13 protein-coding genes and 1 tRNA gene are annotated in these 15,290 nt (G+C 61.1%); 5 read left to right on the top strand and 9 right to left on the bottom strand.

Features of this window, described 5'->3' with window-relative positions; all coding sequences use genetic code 11:
• Positions 1 to 71 precede the first annotated feature (71 nt).
• From NKH80_RS07615 to NKH80_RS07600, 4 genes are all read right to left on the bottom strand, one after another.
• Positions 72 to 1,277 carry a sugar transferase gene (locus NKH80_RS07615; RefSeq protein WP_352990690.1) on the bottom strand — a complete coding sequence of 402 codons (1,206 nt, stop codon included), beginning with the start codon at positions 1,275 to 1,277 and terminating at the stop codon, positions 72 to 74.
• Positions 1,278 to 1,465: 188 nt separating this feature from the next.
• A complete protein-coding gene (locus NKH80_RS07610; protein ID WP_352990688.1) occupies positions 1,466 to 2,785 on the bottom strand; it encodes a UDP-glucose dehydrogenase family protein in 1,320 nt (439 codons plus the stop codon).
• A gap of 147 nt (positions 2,786 to 2,932) precedes the next feature.
• Positions 2,933 to 3,493, bottom strand: coding sequence for a transcription termination/antitermination protein NusG (gene nusG, locus NKH80_RS07605; RefSeq protein ID WP_352990685.1), 561 nt, complete (start codon positions 3,491 to 3,493; stop codon positions 2,933 to 2,935).
• Positions 3,494 to 3,969: 476 nt separating this feature from the next.
• Complete coding sequence (locus NKH80_RS07600) at positions 3,970 to 4,560, bottom strand: biotin transporter BioY (RefSeq protein WP_352990682.1); 591 nt, start codon at positions 4,558 to 4,560, stop codon at positions 3,970 to 3,972.
• Between the two features lie 114 nt (positions 4,561 to 4,674).
• On the opposite strand from NKH80_RS07600, the gene NKH80_RS07595 reads away from it, so the two are divergent.
• Entirely contained in the window at positions 4,675 to 5,583 is a 909-nt protein-coding gene (locus tag NKH80_RS07595) for an MBL fold metallo-hydrolase (RefSeq protein ID WP_352990679.1), read from the top strand.
• A 13-nt stretch (positions 5,584 to 5,596) separates the two neighbouring features.
• Here NKH80_RS07595 and NKH80_RS07590 read toward each other — a convergent pair whose 3' ends face one another.
• Together NKH80_RS07590 and NKH80_RS07585 are read right to left on the bottom strand one after the other, a co-directional pair.
• Positions 5,597 to 6,382 carry a DUF1499 domain-containing protein gene (locus NKH80_RS07590; protein WP_352990676.1) on the bottom strand — a complete coding sequence of 262 codons (786 nt, stop codon included), beginning with the start codon at positions 6,380 to 6,382 and terminating at the stop codon, positions 5,597 to 5,599.
• 83 nt (positions 6,383 to 6,465) lie between these two features.
• Positions 6,466 to 8,094 carry a fatty-acid--CoA ligase gene (locus NKH80_RS07585; protein WP_352990674.1) on the bottom strand — a complete coding sequence of 543 codons (1,629 nt, stop codon included), beginning with the start codon at positions 8,092 to 8,094 and terminating at the stop codon, positions 6,466 to 6,468.
• Between the two features lie 178 nt (positions 8,095 to 8,272).
• Between NKH80_RS07585 and NKH80_RS07580 the strand changes: the two genes are divergently transcribed.
• Positions 8,273 to 8,659: a hypothetical protein gene (locus NKH80_RS07580; protein WP_352478457.1), complete on the top strand. Its 387-nt coding sequence runs from the start codon at positions 8,273 to 8,275 to the stop codon at positions 8,657 to 8,659.
• A gap of 127 nt (positions 8,660 to 8,786) precedes the next feature.
• Positions 8,787 to 9,176, top strand: coding sequence for a DUF427 domain-containing protein (locus tag NKH80_RS07575; RefSeq protein WP_352990669.1), 390 nt, complete (start codon positions 8,787 to 8,789; stop codon positions 9,174 to 9,176).
• Here the strand turns inward: NKH80_RS07575 and NKH80_RS07570 are convergent, their stop codons facing one another.
• From NKH80_RS07570 to ppdK, 3 genes are all read right to left on the bottom strand, one after another.
• The gene (locus NKH80_RS07570) at positions 9,177 to 9,914 is read right to left on the bottom strand and encodes a polysaccharide deacetylase family protein (protein ID WP_352990666.1); all 738 of its coding nucleotides are present in this window, start codon (positions 9,912 to 9,914) and stop codon (positions 9,177 to 9,179) included.
• Positions 9,915 to 10,053: 139 nt separating this feature from the next.
• Positions 10,054 to 11,157, bottom strand: a complete 1,104-nt coding sequence (locus tag NKH80_RS07565) for a glycosyltransferase family 9 protein (RefSeq protein WP_352990663.1) — start codon at positions 11,155 to 11,157, stop codon at positions 10,054 to 10,056.
• A 135-nt stretch (positions 11,158 to 11,292) separates the two neighbouring features.
• Positions 11,293 to 13,971: a pyruvate, phosphate dikinase gene (ppdK, locus tag NKH80_RS07560; RefSeq protein ID WP_352990660.1), complete on the bottom strand. Its 2,679-nt coding sequence runs from the start codon at positions 13,969 to 13,971 to the stop codon at positions 11,293 to 11,295.
• A gap of 187 nt (positions 13,972 to 14,158) precedes the next feature.
• On the opposite strand from ppdK, the gene NKH80_RS07555 reads away from it, so the two are divergent.
• Together NKH80_RS07555 and NKH80_RS07550 are read left to right on the top strand one after the other, a co-directional pair.
• Positions 14,159 to 14,503 (top strand): VOC family protein, encoded by a 345-nt coding sequence (locus NKH80_RS07555; protein WP_352990657.1) that lies wholly within the window; start codon positions 14,159 to 14,161, stop codon positions 14,501 to 14,503.
• A gap of 122 nt (positions 14,504 to 14,625) precedes the next feature.
• Positions 14,626 to 14,700 (top strand) — tRNA-Gln (locus tag NKH80_RS07550).
• Positions 14,701 to 15,290: the final 590 nt, after the last annotated feature.

Here is a 15,290-nt window from a genome sequence, read left to right as displayed (position 1 = left end):
GATGGCCAAGCATTGTCCTGGCGCTGTGTTCGACAGATAAATTTTGATGGAGGCAAAATTCAGCACGGTCTCTATCGAGATCCGAACCCACTTAGCAGAGTTTTCAACGTTCTCAACACGATGACGAAATCAAGCCACGGCGAGAAATTCTTGATGTAGTAGAAATCATAGTGCAGCTTCTCGGTCTCGTCGTCGTCCTCCGAGACATATCCTTGATTCACCTGAGCCCACCCGGAAATTCCGGGACGGACGATATTTCGGTAGCGGTAGAATGGCAACGCTACCGAATAATGGGATGACAACACTGTCGCCTCGGGGCGAGGCCCGATCCAGCTCATTTCCGAACGAACGATATTTATCAACTGCGGCAGTTCGTCAATTCTGCTTCTGCGAAGGAAGCGACCGAGCCGGGTAACCCTGCTGTCACCTGGCTTGGTGACGGCGAGACTGCGAACGTTTGCCGCCTCAGGTTCACTGACGGTCATCGTCCGGAACTTGTAGACCGTAAATGATTTTCCGCCGAAGCCCAGGCGCTCCTGGCGAAATATGGCGGGTCCGGGAGATTCCAGCCTGATCATCAGCGCGATCAACAATAGCAAAGGCGCCAGCACGACCAGCGCCGACAGCGCACAGACCCAGTCGATCGCCTGTTTGATCTTGATATAGGCCTGGTTGGGATTAATCGAGCCTAGCGTGTTTTCGGATAAATGCTCGATTTCGACGCGGCCAGTCAGCGATTCGGTGATTTGCTTGACATGGTAGACCGGAACTCCCGCAAGTGCCCGATCGGCTATGTAGCGCTCCCAATCGTCGGACAGATCCGCCCGCAGATCGGCAACGACGCCGTTGACGCGTTCAATGATCATGTCAGGGGAAACAAGCCAATGCCAGTTTACCCCACCTATCTCCTCTAGGCGACCAACGGCGCCGCCTGGAACCACAGCAAGACTGTAAGGGTCAAGACGCCGGCTTATGATGGTCAGCACAAAGTACCAGAGAATTGACAACGTCAAGCTGCTGGCCGCCTGGAAGCCACTATATTCAATTCGCGCTAAGAAAATGACCAAATAAACAAACCCATACGACAATGCAAATGTCGGAAAGATATAACCAGAAGCTGCAATACCCGGAAAATTACCTATGCGCCGAAAAGAGAAGTAACCTATTGTATGAGCAACGATACCCGCAAAGATCGTAATCTGCAGGTTTGTATAATACGCAAGGGATGGGTCAACCAGAATCCGGATCAGCGCGGGAAGCAGGATTGCGAACGCCAAACCGCCCAGGAGTTGAAACCTGACCCTGTGCACAAGGTGCCGCTGTCTCGGCCGATTCATCATGACTATGTTCAAGTTAAAACGCTCTCTTGCGGGCTACTGGATCTAAGTTTCTTCCAAATGCGTTTTGGCTGCTTTCATTGTTCTCTGCACAACCCGGGCAACTCGAACTCCAAGTTGCTGGACGTTCACCTGACAACAAGCCGCTCCCGGCCGACGCTCGAATAGGCTATGCCTTCCTTCACGACGTCCTCCCCGCGATAGACGTTTCGCAGGTCCACCATTATCGGCGTCGCCATGAGTGCGCGGAGCCGCTTCAGATCCAATGACCGAAACGCATTCCACTCGGTGACGATGACGATCGCGTGCGCGCCGTCGGCCACCGCGTAGGCGCTTTCCCCGAATTCAATGCCCTCGATCATTTTGCGCGCCTGCTCCATGCCGACCGGATCATAGGCCTTGATCGAGGCGCCGGCGTCCTTGAGGGCCTGGATGATGGCCAATGAGGGCGCATCGCGCATATCGTCGGTGTTCGGCTTGAACGTAAGGCCCAGGATACCGATGGTCTTGCCGCGAACCGAGCCGCCGCAGGCCTCGACCACCTTGCGCGCCATGGCCCGTTTGCGCTGGTCGTTTATCGAGACAGTCGTTTCAATCAGCCGCACCGGGCTTGCCGCGTCCTGCGCGGTCTTGACCAGCGCCAGCGTATCTTTCGGAAAACAGGAACCGCCATAGCCCGGCCCGGCGTGAAGAAACTTTGCGCCGATGCGGTTGTCCATGCCGATGCCGCGCGCGACGTCCTGCACATCGGCTCCCAACCGCTCGCAAAGATCGGCAATTTCGTTGATGAAAGTGATCTTCATGGCCAGAAACGCATTACCGGCATATTTGGTAAGCTCTGCCGTACGCCGGCTCGTGTAGAATATCGGCGCGACATTCAGCGAGAGCGGGCGGTAGATCTCGCCCATGACGGCTTTGGCCCGTTCGGCATCGGTGCCGACAATGATGCGGTCGGGCCGCTTGAAGTCCTCGATCGCCGATCCTTCGCGAAGAAATTCCGGATTGGAGACCACCGCAAAATCGGCGGTGGGATTTTGCTCGCGGATGATGCGTTCCACCTCATCGCCGGTCCCGACGGGAACGGTCGATTTCGTCACCACGACCGTAAACCCCTTGAGCGCGCGACCAACTTCGGCGGCCGCGTCATAGACGAAGGACAGGTCGGCATGGCCATCGCCACGCCGTGATGGCGTGCCCACGGCAATGAAGACGACATCCGATTGAGAAACAGCATCCGCCAGATTGTCGTCGAAACGCAAGCGGCCTTGCGCAGTGTTGGTGGTGACGAGGTCGTCAAGCCCTGGCTCGTAGATCGGTATCTTGCCGAGTTTGAGCATGGCAAGCTTTTCCGCATCCCGGTCGACGCAGCAGACCTGATGGCCAAAGTCGGCGAAGCAGGCGCCCGAGACGAGCCCAACATAGCCGGCACCAATCATTGTTATTCGCATACCGCGTACCCTCAATCAGCGCCGACGAGACGATCTCGCCAGACAGCGCCTAGTCCCACCGAAGAACGGCTACCGCACTCCCGGGTGAAAACCCGAGAGCCGATCCTACAACATTTGCATCGCCTCGCCGCACCTTGATGCTTACGGCTATGCGATGGCGAGATCCCTGGTATCCAGATCGACAGGTATCTCGCCATTCATGATGGCAACCAGAACCCGAGCTCTTCCGGCTGGATCGAGCCGGTCAAGGCGACCGATCATTTCGGCGAAAGGGCCGGAAAGGATCCGAACCGAAGCGCCGGCTGCGAGGCCGCCGCTGAAATCGAGCAGGCCATGCCTGCCGGTCAATGCAATGAAGCGCTCTACCAGACCGGAGGGGACAGGCAAAGGCCGGTCCCCCTGCATGACGAGGGAGCGCACACCGAACGTTCCATTGATCGAGCGCCAACGTTGCAACGCGACGTCAAGGGCGATGAACATGTAACCGGGGAAATAAGCCGCAACTCGTGTTTCGAGCCGCCTGGCATGGCGCACGGTTTTCTCGCAGCGAGGCACAAACGGCTGGAATCCCTGGGTCCGGAGATGCCGTTCGGCGACATGCTCCTTTCCGGGAAAGACGCTGGCCGCATACCAGCGCGTTGCCGGCGCGGCGGTCGGCTCAGGCGACAGGGTGGTCGCGTTGCTCGTTGTTTTTTCCGGGCTACTCACGTGTTTCCCTCGGCGGTCGGCGGCATGATCTCAGGTCACCGGTTACGACAGTGTGTGGATATCAGCAAGCAACCAAGCCACTAGAGTCAAGGCGGTTGGGTTAAGAATTTCCTACACACTGTCCAGAAATTTAGCCGTGCCTAAATAATCACCGAGCCGCTTTCTTTTTCAGCTGGCTGAGATGCTATGTCGAGCAATTTATTTCCATACGTAGGTGCTTGGTTACGTTGGTCGTGACGAATCGCCCGTTGGTTCTGGTACTTAGTCCGTCGACTTGAAGCTAATGTGACGGATGGTGCCGCGCACAAGCCTGCCGCCAGCGACAAAGATCCTGCACGGTCACACCAAGTACGGCGAAAACCATTCGGCAGGTTTTCGCGCAGAACGGGTCACCATCGAGTCATGGGGGTTCAGGCAATAACATGGCGACAGCGATGTGCAGGTCCATTTTTGACTTAAGTTCCGCTCGACCGGCTTCACGAACGCTTCAGCAGCGACCAGACAGCCGGCACCAGGCTCGCGGCCAACCCAACCTTGATTAGATCACCGACGATAAAGGGCACCACCCCGAACTGCCAGGATTTTTCCGGGCCGATCAACAGCGCCAGCCAGGCAAAGCCCATTGCCATCATGACGATCTCGGCCACCAGCATGGCATTGAAGAGCTTGATAGGATGGCGATCCCAGCCACGGTCGGCAGCCCAGCCGACGATAGCCGCCATGACGACGAAGCCTGCAAGATAACCGCCGGTCGAACCGAGCATGTAAGCGATGCCGATGCCTTTTTCCGGCGTGCTCTGGAAGACCGGAAAGCCCATCGCGCCCTCAGCCATGTAGAGAAGCAGCGTTGCGACGCCGAGGCGCATGCCGAAGGAGGCAGCGATCAGGAAGACGGCGAGCGTCTGCATCGAGATGTCGACCGGACCGAGCATGACCTTGGTCTTGGCCGACAAGACCAGCAGCAGCGTTCCGGCGAACGCCAGCAGAAGCTGTCCCGCCAGGCGGGCCGCGCCCTTTTCGGGCAAAGCGAGAGAAATGAGCGGACGCATCGTCGTTGCAATTGCCATGGTCTTCCCCGTTCCGGATTGCCGCCGAACGCGGCCTTGCGTTTTCCTATATTGGCTTCCGTGCTATGCGGCAATCGGTTTTGCCCTCGCCCCAAAAAAGGTCGCGACGTTCGCATGGCGCTGAAATTCGACACACGCTTCGACCCTGCCTACGGCCAGGGCGTAGCCGTTGCGCCCGACGTCCTTCGGATCACCGCCAGGAACCCAAGCCCGTTCACCTTTTACGGAACCAACAGCTATATCGTCGGACGCGAGACGCTGGCGGTGATCGATCCCGGGCCGGATGACGAGGCACATCTTAGAACACTGCTCGAAGTGATCGGGACCAGGCCGGTCAGCCATATCTTCGTCAGCCACACGCATCGCGACCATTCGCCGCTGACGGCGCGGCTGAAGCAGCATACGGGTGCGGCGGTTCTGGCGGAAGGCCGACATCGTCCGGCGCGGCCGTTGCGTACCGGCGAGGTCAGTCCGCTCGATGCCAGCGCCGACACCGACTTTGCTCCTGACATCGCGCTGCCGGACGATATGGTGATCGACGGCGACGGCTGGGCGATCCGGACGGTGCTGACGCCCGGCCATACCGCCAATCATGCAGCCTTCGCGCTGGAGGGAACCGGCATCCTTTTCTCGGCCGACCACGTCATGGCGTGGGCAACCACGATCGTCGCGCCGCCGGACGGCGCGATGGCCGACTACATGACATCGCTCGATCGGCTGATCGAACGTGACGACCGGCTGCTGCTGCCCGGCCATGGCGGGCCGGTGACCGAGCCGCGCAACTTCACGCGCGGATTGAAAACGCATCGCAAAATGCGCGAACGGGCAATTCTGGAGCGGATCAACAGCGGCGACCGGGCAATCAAAGACATGGTGGAGGTGATCTATCGAGACACCGACCCGCGCCTGCATGGGGCGGCCGGCCTGTCGGTGCTTGCCCATCTGGAAGACCTGGTGGCGCGCGGCCTGGTCCACACCGATGGCGCGCCGGCTATCGACGGCATCTATTCGCCGGCAAAGTAGTACCCTCCCGACATCATTCCGCCGGCGCCACGCCCACCTGGCCGGCGACTTCCTGGTCCAGTTCGGCAAGAAAGTCGGTGATGCGCGCTGCATTGTCGCCAAGATCGTGGCGGCCGTAACGCGAGGCCGAGCGCATATCGACGATGACCACGTCGTCGTCGTCGGTCACGCGGATGGCGACATCAGCTGGAAGGCCAAGCAGCAAGCTCTTGGCCAGCGCATCGACCGTCACGTCGCTTTGCCCTGCTGCGTCGGGAAATGGCGCCGTGAGCTGCCAGCCACGCCGATCGAGCACGGTTTTGACCGCCTCCAGAACGCGATCGAATGGCAAGGTGTAGCTGCGTCCGGTAACGAGCGGATAAGCTTCGATTTGCAGGCGCTGCTCGCCGGGCGTCGGCGGCAAAAGCTCGTTCATGTCCTTTGACCGGGTAGAAATATCGAGCGCCGGCGGGTTGTCCAGATCCGTCGAGATGTCGCGCAGCGGCGGATAGGTCGCCGCCCAATAGGCCGCGACAGCGTATGGGACGAGCACCAGAAGCGCCAGCAAGGCGCCGGCGGTCAGGTCCTGGCCGCCGCGATCGCCGAAATTCCACAATCGCGCGAAGGCAAATCCGGCGAACAGAAGCGCAAATGCTGCCAGCAACGCGACGATGCCAAGCACCCACAGGAAAGCCGGGGTCTCGACGAGGTCATAGCGATGGCCGATGAGAGCGGTCAGCAGCAGCACTGCCGAAAACGCGCCGGCGCGCCGCGACCAACCGGCAGCCCTCGACGTTTGTCGCTCGGGAATTCCCGTCATTGTGTTCCGCGCTGCCCCAACCCGAACAAAGGCATAGTGCCTTTCAGCGGCGGCTTGAAGGCGCAAAGACGCCGCATCTCCGGTCAATCCGTCGGCAGGCGATAATCCCGGAACTGCTGGCGCAAGGTAATCTTCTGGATCTTGCCGGCAGCGGTATGCGGGATTTCGCCGACAAAGGCGACGTCGTCCGGCATCCACCACTTCGCCACCTTGCCGTCCATGAAGGCGAGAATGTCCGTCTTGGTCGGCTCCCTGCCCGGCTTGCGGACGACCACGAGCAAAGGCCGCTCGCCCCATTTGGAATGCGGAATGCCGATGGCGGCGGCCTCTGCCACATCGGGATGGCCGACCGCGACGTTCTCGAGCTCGATGGTCGAGATCCATTCGCCGCCCGACTTGATCACATCCTTGGCGCGGTCGGTAATCTGCATATAGCCGCAGGGATCGATGTGCGCGACGTCACCGGTATCGAACCAGCCGTCTTGATCGAACTGTTCGGATCCGATGCCGCCATAATAGGCGCGCGCGACGGCCGGCCCGCGGACCTTGAGCCGGCCGAAGGTCTTGCCGTCCCATGGCAGTTCGTTGCCGGCGTCGTCCGTCACCTTCATTTCGATGCCGAACGGTGTAAAGCCTTGTTTCTGCTGGACGCCGAGGCGGGCCTCGCCCTTCAGCCCGGCGTAGTCCGGCTTCAGGGTGCACAGCGTGCCGAGCGGCGACATCTCGGTCATGCCCCAGGCGTGGACGACCTCGACATCGTAATTGTCCTGGAACTTCGTCGTGAGCGCGCGTGGACAGGACGCGCCGCCGATGACGACTTTCTGGAGATAGGGAAGTTTCTTGCCGGTCTCTTCCAGATGCTGGAGGAGCATCATCCACACCGTCGGCACAGCGGCGCTGAAGGTCACCTTCTCGGTGTCGAGCAGCTCGTACAGCGAGGCGCCATCCATCTTGCAGCCGGGCATGACCAGCTTGGCGCCAATCATCGGCGCGCTCTGGGCAAGGCCCCAGGCATTGGCGTGAAACATCGGCACGACCGGCAGTATGGTATCGCGCGACGACAGGCCCATGGCGTCGGGCATCGCCTCGATCATGGCGTGCAGCACGTTCGAACGATGGCTGTAGAGGACGCCTTTCGGGTCGCCCGTCGTACCCGAGGTGTAGCACATGCCGGCCGCGGTGTTTTCATCGAATGTCTTCCAGGCGAAGTTGCCGTCGGCTTCAGCAAGCCATTCTTCATAGGCAACCACATTGGGCAGCGCAGTCTCCGGCATATGCGCCGTGTCGGTCAGCACAATAACCTGCTTCAGCGACTTGACCGCGCCGGCGATCTTTTCGAGCAGCGGCAGGAAGGTCAGGTCGACGAAGATCGCCTTGTCCTCCGCATTGTTCATGATCCAGGTGATCTGCTCGGGAAAGAGCCGCGGGTTGAGCGTGTGATAGATCGCGCCGACACCCATGATGCCGTACCAGGCCTCGATGTGGCGCGCGGTGTTCCAGGCCAGTGTTGCGATGCGGTCGCCAAGTCCGAAGCCGTCACGCTCGAGCCGCTCGGCGACCTTCAGGGCGCGATGATGGATTTCGGCATATGTGCTGCGCACGATCGGCCCCTCGATCGAGCGCGACACGATCTCGCGTCTGCCGTGCTGCCTCTCGGCGTTGTCGATCAGCTTATGGCAAAGCAGCGGCCATTCCTGCATCAACCCGAGCATCTTGTTCCTCCCGTTATTTTTTGCGCCATTGTGGGACGAACCGGCGAATTGTCCAGCGGTGACCGGGCTGGAGCGGTGCATAGGGCGAAATGAGGCCGAATTCGCCACAATCCGGCCATGCTCGGCGTTAACGTTCATTAACGGGCGGGGCGCGATTGGCTAATGAAAGAGGTGTCGCATGGACGCGCAGCTCGACGACGAAGCCCTCGAAAATACGCTTGCTGAAAGTCTGGCCGATCTGGTGGCGGCCGACGTCGCGCAGGCCGATCTGGTGCCCGACGCCAAAACCGTTTCCGAAGATGAATTCGTCGAGGTCGTCGGTGGCGCCCTCGAGGCGGTCGGCGGCACGCTCTTGTTCAAGATGTGCGTCGAGAACGAGGGCGAAAGTCAGCACGTAGCTGCCGCCTGCGTCGGCGATGGCGGCAATCGCCAGTTCCTGCTGCTCACCTTGCCGACCAGCGGTGGTGCGCTGAAGGTCGAGACCACCTCGAAAAGCACCAATCCGGTGGCCGGCATTGCAGCCGCCTACGCAGGGCTGATGGACGCATTCCAGGCCGCGGCCTGATTTCCAGGCGGGCTACCGGAGGCGAGCGCAAGACTTGCTAACTGCGGGCGACACCTGCCTGGTGGCAAGCAGCTCTTGCGCGAGGCTCTTGCCAGACACATCTTGGGTTGAGGCAAGGAGATCCGACATGGACCAGATCGCAAACCCGGCACCCGGCTTTCAACGCAATCCGGACAAGGTCATTACCGTCAAGCCTTATAAGGGCACCGTGATGGTGCGCGCCGGCGATACCGTCGTCGCCTCGTCCAGCAAGGTCAAAGTGCTGACCGAATCGCCCTACCCTCCGGTTTTCTACATTCCGTTCGACGACATCGACTTCAGACAGCTTGGCAAGACCGAACACTCGACCCATTGCCCCTACAAGGGCGATGCCAGCTATTGGAGCGTGCTGCCCGCCGGCGATGCCGGCAAGGATGCGATGTGGGCCTATGAACGGCCCTTCGACGAGATGTCAGACATTCGCGATCACGGCGCATTCTATCCGAACAAGGTGACCATCGAGGCCACGCCTGACTGATCAGTCGGTGGTGCCTTCATCGCCGACGCCGTCGGCATCGTCGAGACGCACGAAGGTGAGGCCCTTGGCCTTCAGCGCCAGAAGTCCCTGCACAACGCCTTCGCCGGCCGCATGGGTCGGCTGGTTGATATGAGCGATGATGACGTCGCCGTCCTTTGCCGCCGCGATGCGCCGGGCGGTCTCTTTTGCGCCGAGCAATGAGCCGCCGTCGCCGTTGATCGAGAATCCGGCGATCTTGAAGCCAAGCTTGCGTATCATCGCGATTGCCGACGGGCTGTATTCGGCGGTTGCGCCGCGAAACCATTTCGGCGCCGGTTCGCCGGTCGCGGCAAGAGCGGCAGCACCCGATTCGACTTCGGCCAGCACGGCCTGCGGGCTACCGGCACTGCGAATGCCATAGATCTTTTGCGGCGTGTCGACGGCCGGGACGTGGCGGCCGCCATGGTTTTCCAATTCAAACAGTTCGGGATGCGCCCGCATGATCTCGACGGCGGCGGCGTTGTGTTTCAGCCAGATGCCGGTGACGAAAATGGTGGCGGGAATCTTGTTTTCCACCAGCGCCGAGAGAATCCTTGTATCGGTCCGCCCGCCGCAGGCATCGAGCGTCAGCGCGACGTGGCCGCTGCCCGCCTCGGCCTTGATGTGCAGCGTCGGTTCGACGAGCAACTGGGCGTTGCCGGGAGAGGCAGCCCACAGCGATATCGCAATGGCGCAAAAATGCTTTTGGAACAGGCGCATCGATTATTTCCAGGTCGGCCGGATCAAAGTTGAAGCGGCGACCCCGAGACCGGCATCAAGGCGGAAATCGGGACGATGCCCCTGCAAAGCGTCGGCAGCGGCAATTTGACCGCCAGCCTGACCTTTGGCAAGCACGAGGTCACAATGCGTGCTCGACGTCCTTAACCGTACGTGAAAGGATCGCGCGCACCGCGTCGACAACCGCTTTGACCTCTAGTCGCCAGACGCAGCAAGCCTTGCTCGGATCGGGGCGGCGGCACAGGTCCCTGGCTATGCACTCGCAAGGCATGGAGGGCCGCGGCGTAACACTGGCCACGCCGACAGGACCCCAGACGGCGGGGTCGGTCAGGCCGAACAGGCCGACAACCGGTGTTCCGGCGGCAGCGGCCATGTGCATCGGGCCACTCTCGTTCCCCAGAAACAGGCGTGCCTGGCCGAGGACCGCCAGCAGCGTTGCCAGCGACAGCGCCCCGACCACGTTGACGACCGGCGAAACGGCCTTGGCGACGATGCGCTCGGCAGATGCCTGTTCACCGGGGCCGCCGACAAGCAGGAAGTCCAACCCGGTCCGTCGCGAGAGCTCGTCGATCGCCAGCGCAAAACGTTCCGGTTGCCATTGCCGGCCCCGGAAGCTCGCTCCCGCATGAACGGCTATGAAGGCGTTACGCCGCAGATGATGCCGGTCGAGAAGCGCCAATGCCTTGGCGGTCTCCTGCGGCAGCGGCTCAATCGTTGGGACCGGCGCACGCAACTCTACGCCAAGCGCCTCAAGCGGCGATAGATAGCGGTGGAGATAATGCCGGCCACCAAAGCCAAACGGCTTGGCCAGGACGTTGGCGGGCTGGCGTTCCAGCCAGCGCAACGGTTTTTCGGGAGGATCATATCCGACGCGGGTCTTGGCGTTGACGAATCTCACGATGATACGTGAGGTTCTGGAATCGGCCAGGTCGATGGTCAGGTCAAATCGGAACCGGCGCAGAGCGCGCACCATCGCGTAAAGCTCGCGGCCACGCTCCAGTGGGGTGCCACGCATCCGGGCGCGCCGGAACGCCACCACGTCCGAGGCGATGCCATGAGCCGTCAGAAAACTGGCAAAGCTCGCCTCGCAAAGGAACACGATCCTGGCCTTTGGATATTCGAGGCGCAGGTTTCTGGCGAGCGCCGAGGCGAGGACAAGATCGCCGATGAATTTCGTCTGGAGGATGAGAATCGAGCGGACGTGCGCGGGCGGGTTCTGCAACATCTGTTTCTGGCACCGGGGCGGGTTCGGGGGCCGGAAACTGGGCAGAAACGATGTCGGGATTTGGAGCCGTCACGCGCACGTTCGCGTGAATTTGGTTACAAATCGGTAAGGTCAGATGCCGGTGGACTCCAACTCCTATCCGCGGCCGTTCTTTGCAACCTTCACTGCCGCCTGCGCGGCGGCCAGCCTGGCGATCGGCACCCGGTAGGGCGAGCACGAGACATAGTCGAGGCCGACCTCCTCGCAGAAATGGATCGACGCTGGATCGCCGCCATGTTCGCCGCAAATGCCGAGCTTGATCTCCGGCCGCGTTGCCCTGCCTTTTTCGGCCGCCATACGCACCAGTTCGCCGACGCCCTCGATATCGAGCGACACGAACGGATCCTGCTCGATGATGCCTTTTTGCCGGTAGGTCTCGAGGAACGAGGCCGCGTCGTCGCGCGAGATGCCGAAGGTGGTCTGGGTCAGATCGTTGGTGCCGAAGGAGAAGAATTCGGCCGCCTCGGCAATGACATGAGCGCGGATCGCGGCGCGCGGCAGTTCGATCATCGTGCCGGTAAGATAGGTGATCTTGACGCCGGTTTCCTCCATCACGCTCTTGGCGACGGCATCGATGCGCGCCTTGACGAATTCGAGCTCCTTCGCCAGCCCGACCAGCGGCACCATGATCTCCGGGACCACCAACGCGCCGGCCTTCCTGCCGGCCTCGACGGCTGCCTCGAAAATGGCGCGCGCCTGCATCTCGGCGATTTCGGGATAAGAGACCGCAAGCCGGCAGCCGCGATGGCCGAGCATCGGATTGAACTCGTGCAGCGCTTCGGTGCGCCGCCTGAGCTTGTCCGGCGATACGTTCATGGCAGCGGCGACCTCGGCCACCTCCTCCTCGGTCTTCGGCAGGAATTCGTGCAACGGCGGATCGAGCAGGCGGATCGTCACCGGCAGGCCGGCCATAATCTCGAACAGTTCGAGGAAATCCGAGCGTTGCATCGGCAACAGCTTGGCCAGCGCCGTCCGCCGGTCCTTTTCCGTATCGGCCAGGATCATCTCGCGCATGGCAACGATGCGGTCGCCGTCGAAGAACATGTGTTCGGTGCGGCAAAGCCCGATGCCTTCGGCGCCGAAGGACCGCGCCATGCGCGCATCCAGCGGCGTCTCGGCATTGGTGCGCACCTTCATGCGGCGCGCGCCGTCGGCCCATTCCATGATGGCGGCGAAATCGCCCGAGAGTTCCGGCTGCAGCATCGGCACGGCGCCCTTCAGCACCTGGCCGTTGCCGCCGTCGATTGTGATGATGTCGCCCTTGCGGAAGGTTGCGCCCATCGCCATCAGCGTGCCGGCCTTGTAGTCGACGCGCAGCGAGCCGGCGCCCGAAACGCAAGGCTTGCCCATGCCGCGCGCCACCACGGCGGCGTGGCTGGTCATGCCGCCGCGCGTCGTCAGGATGCCTTCGGCCGCATGCATGCCGTGGATGTCTTCGGGGCTGGTCTCGATGCGGACCAGGATCGCCTTGCGGCCTTGCGTCTTGGCCTCCTCGGCGTCGTTCGAGGAAAACACGATCTCGCCGGTCGCAGCGCCCGGGGAGGCCGGCAGGCCGACGCCGATCACATCGCGCGCCGCCTTCGGATCGATCGTCGGATGCAGCAACTGGTCGAGCGAGGCCGGGTCGATGCGGGCGACGGCCTCCTCCTTCGAAATCAGTCCGTCCCTGGCCATGTCCACGGCAATCTTCAGTGCCGCCTTGGCGGTGCGCTTGCCTGACCTGGTCTGCAGCATCCACAATTTGCCGCGCTCGATGGTGAATTCGAGATCCTGCATGTCGCGGTAATGTTTTTCCAGACGGTCGGAGATGCTGACGAAAGCCTGGAAGGCTTCCGGCATCAGCTTTTGCAGCGACGGCTTGTCGGAGCCGGCGGCGATGCGTGCCGCCTCGGTGATGTTCTGCGGCGTCCGGATACCGGCGACGACATCCTCGCCCTGGGCATTGACCAGGAACTCGCCATAGAGCTGCTTTTCGCCGGTCGACGGATTGCGGGTGAAGGCAACGCCGGTGGCCGAGGTGTCGCCCATATTGCCGAAGACCATGGCCTGAACGTTGACTGCCGTGCCCCAGCTTTCGGGGATATCGTGCAGGCGCCGGTAGGTGATCGCGCGGTTGTTCATCCAGCTGGAAAACACCGCGCCGATGGCGCCCCAGAGCTGCTCGTGCGGATCCTGCGGAAAGGGCTTGCCAAGCTCCTCCTCGACCTTGGCCTTGTAGAGCGCGATCACGCCTTGCCATTCGATGGCTGTCAGCTCGGTGTCGAGTTCATGGCCGAGGCCACCCTTCTGGTCTTCGAGGATTTCCTCGAACACTTCATGGTCGAGGCCCATGACGACATCGGAATACATCTGGATGAAACGGCGGTAACTGTCATAGGCGAAGCGCGCATCGCCTGAATCGGCGGCCAGTGCTTCCACCGTCTCGTCATTGAGGCCAAGATTGAGCACGGTGTCCATCATGCCGGGCATCGAGGCGCGCGCCCCTGAGCGAACCGACACCAAAAGCAGTTTCGAGGGATCGCCGAAACGGCGTCCGGTCAGCCGACCGATATGGTCGAGCGCGACCGCAACGTCCGCCTCCAGCGAAGCCGGGTACGTGTGGCCGTTGGCGTAATAGGCGTTGCAGACCTCGGTGGTGATGGTGAAGCCCGGCGGCACCGGCAGACCCAGGCTGCACATTTCGGCAAGGTTGGCGCCCTTGCCACCGAGCAGATTGCGGTCGCCGGCACGGCCTTCCGCGGCGCCGTCGCCAAAGGTGTATACCCATTTGGTCATGCTTGCTCCCCGGTTGCAGGAGATTGGAAGGTTTGGCAAATCGAGCGATATGATGCTGCAGTGCGAAAGGCAAGGCATCGGCCAAGCCGGCCGGCCTCTACAATCGATTAAGGAAAAGCGGCACAGAAAAGACTTGCTTTTTGGAAAGCTTTGTTGTAGAACATAACGAGAACAAAAGGGCAGAACGATGAGAATGGCCGGAAAGCTCGATTATCTGGAAATGCCAGCGACAGGCGGAACGCTGGACAGCGTGAAGGCCTTCTACAGTGCAGCCTTCTCATGGTCGTTCACCGATTACGGGCCAACCTATTCAGCTTTTGCCGAAGGGCTGGACGGCGGTTTTCAGGCGGATGGCCAAGATGCGCCGGCCAAGCCGCTGCCCGTGATCTATTCCGAAAGGCTGGAGGAAACATTAAGCGCCGTCGAGAATGCCGGCGGCACCGTCGTCAAGACGATCTTTTCCTTCCCCGGCGGCAGGCGGTTCCATTTCGTCGATCCGGCCGGCAATGAAATGGCGGTTTGGGGTGAATAGGTCCGTTCAAAGTGACGATTGCAAAACTGGCGGGTCGGTCGCGCATAGTCGATATGTCGGCATTGAGCTTTCTCGCGGCTCGTCCTATAAGGCCGCGCGCACAGCGGGCACGCTCCGGCTGTTGGGGCGTCGCCAAGTGGTAAGGCATCGGTTTTTGGTACCGACATTCCCAGGTTCGAATCCTGGCGCCCCAGCCAAGCGTACGCAGGTACGACCCGGAGACATCGAGCAGAAATGGCGTTTGCGCCCGCTGGCGTCGGCTGGCGAGCTTTTGAGGCTCAGGCTAAGCTATGATAGGGGGTGATTAGTAGGGCGAGTTGACTGCAAGAAGAGGGGGAACGTTTGAGCCGCATTTTGGTAACGGTCATCGCAGCAATCTGCTTCACAATATCGACTGCTTCAGCCGGGCAGGGAGAGCAGCAAACATCAATTACTTGGCCCGTATGGCAGATAGCAAATTGCATCGGGCTGCAGCAATTTCAGGTAACATCTATGGCGTATTGAAAAGGTGCCCGGTGCTGAGACCGAGCGAAAGTGGAAAAGCCATGATGGCCGTCTCCATCCTTTTGTACGACGGGCTAGATAAACACTTGGCGCCTAATCCGGCTAAATTCGAGAGGGCTATCCGCGTGTTTGAAGGCGCTTACCGTAAGGCTGCTCTGAGTAAGGTTGCTTGCCAGGCCGCGAAGGCCAAGGACCCAGATAGTTACCGGTAAATGTCTGCCTTGGGGCCAAGAAAGGGCCAGGAGCGCCTAACCTTCGCTTGGATTTACCGTGTGCAGGCGCG

The organism is Mesorhizobium sp. M0904 (genome assembly GCF_040319475.1).
Classification (GTDB): Bacteria; Pseudomonadota; Alphaproteobacteria; order Rhizobiales; family Rhizobiaceae; genus Mesorhizobium.
Note: the sequence above shows the minus strand (reverse complement) of the source record. Positions and strands in the feature narration are given on the sequence as shown.

Bases quoted from the DNA above. Each gene is read 5' to 3' on its own strand.
- ppdK (WP_352990660.1), bottom strand. From the start codon at position 13,971: ATGACCAAATGGGTATACACCTTTGGCGACGGCGCCGCGGAAGGCCGT.
- NKH80_RS07590 (WP_352990676.1), bottom strand. From the start codon at position 6,382: ATGACGGGAATTCCCGAGCGACAAACGTCGAGGGCTGCCGGTTGGTCG.
- NKH80_RS07575 (WP_352990669.1), top strand. From the start codon at position 8,787: ATGGACCAGATCGCAAACCCGGCACCCGGCTTTCAACGCAATCCGGAC.
- NKH80_RS07570 (WP_352990666.1), bottom strand. From the start codon at position 9,914: ATGCGCCTGTTCCAAAAGCATTTTTGCGCCATTGCGATATCGCTGTGG.
- NKH80_RS07585 (WP_352990674.1), bottom strand. From the start codon at position 8,094: ATGCTCGGGTTGATGCAGGAATGGCCGCTGCTTTGCCATAAGCTGATC.
- NKH80_RS07580 (WP_352478457.1), top strand. From the start codon at position 8,273: ATGGACGCGCAGCTCGACGACGAAGCCCTCGAAAATACGCTTGCTGAA.
- NKH80_RS07555 (WP_352990657.1), top strand. From the start codon at position 14,159: ATGAGAATGGCCGGAAAGCTCGATTATCTGGAAATGCCAGCGACAGGC.
- NKH80_RS07595 (WP_352990679.1), top strand. From the start codon at position 4,675: ATGGCGCTGAAATTCGACACACGCTTCGACCCTGCCTACGGCCAGGGC.
- NKH80_RS07600 (WP_352990682.1), bottom strand. From the start codon at position 4,560: ATGGCAATTGCAACGACGATGCGTCCGCTCATTTCTCTCGCTTTGCCC.
- NKH80_RS07565 (WP_352990663.1), bottom strand. From the start codon at position 11,157: ATGTTGCAGAACCCGCCCGCGCACGTCCGCTCGATTCTCATCCTCCAG.
- NKH80_RS07610 (WP_352990688.1), bottom strand. From the start codon at position 2,785: ATGCGAATAACAATGATTGGTGCCGGCTATGTTGGGCTCGTCTCGGGC.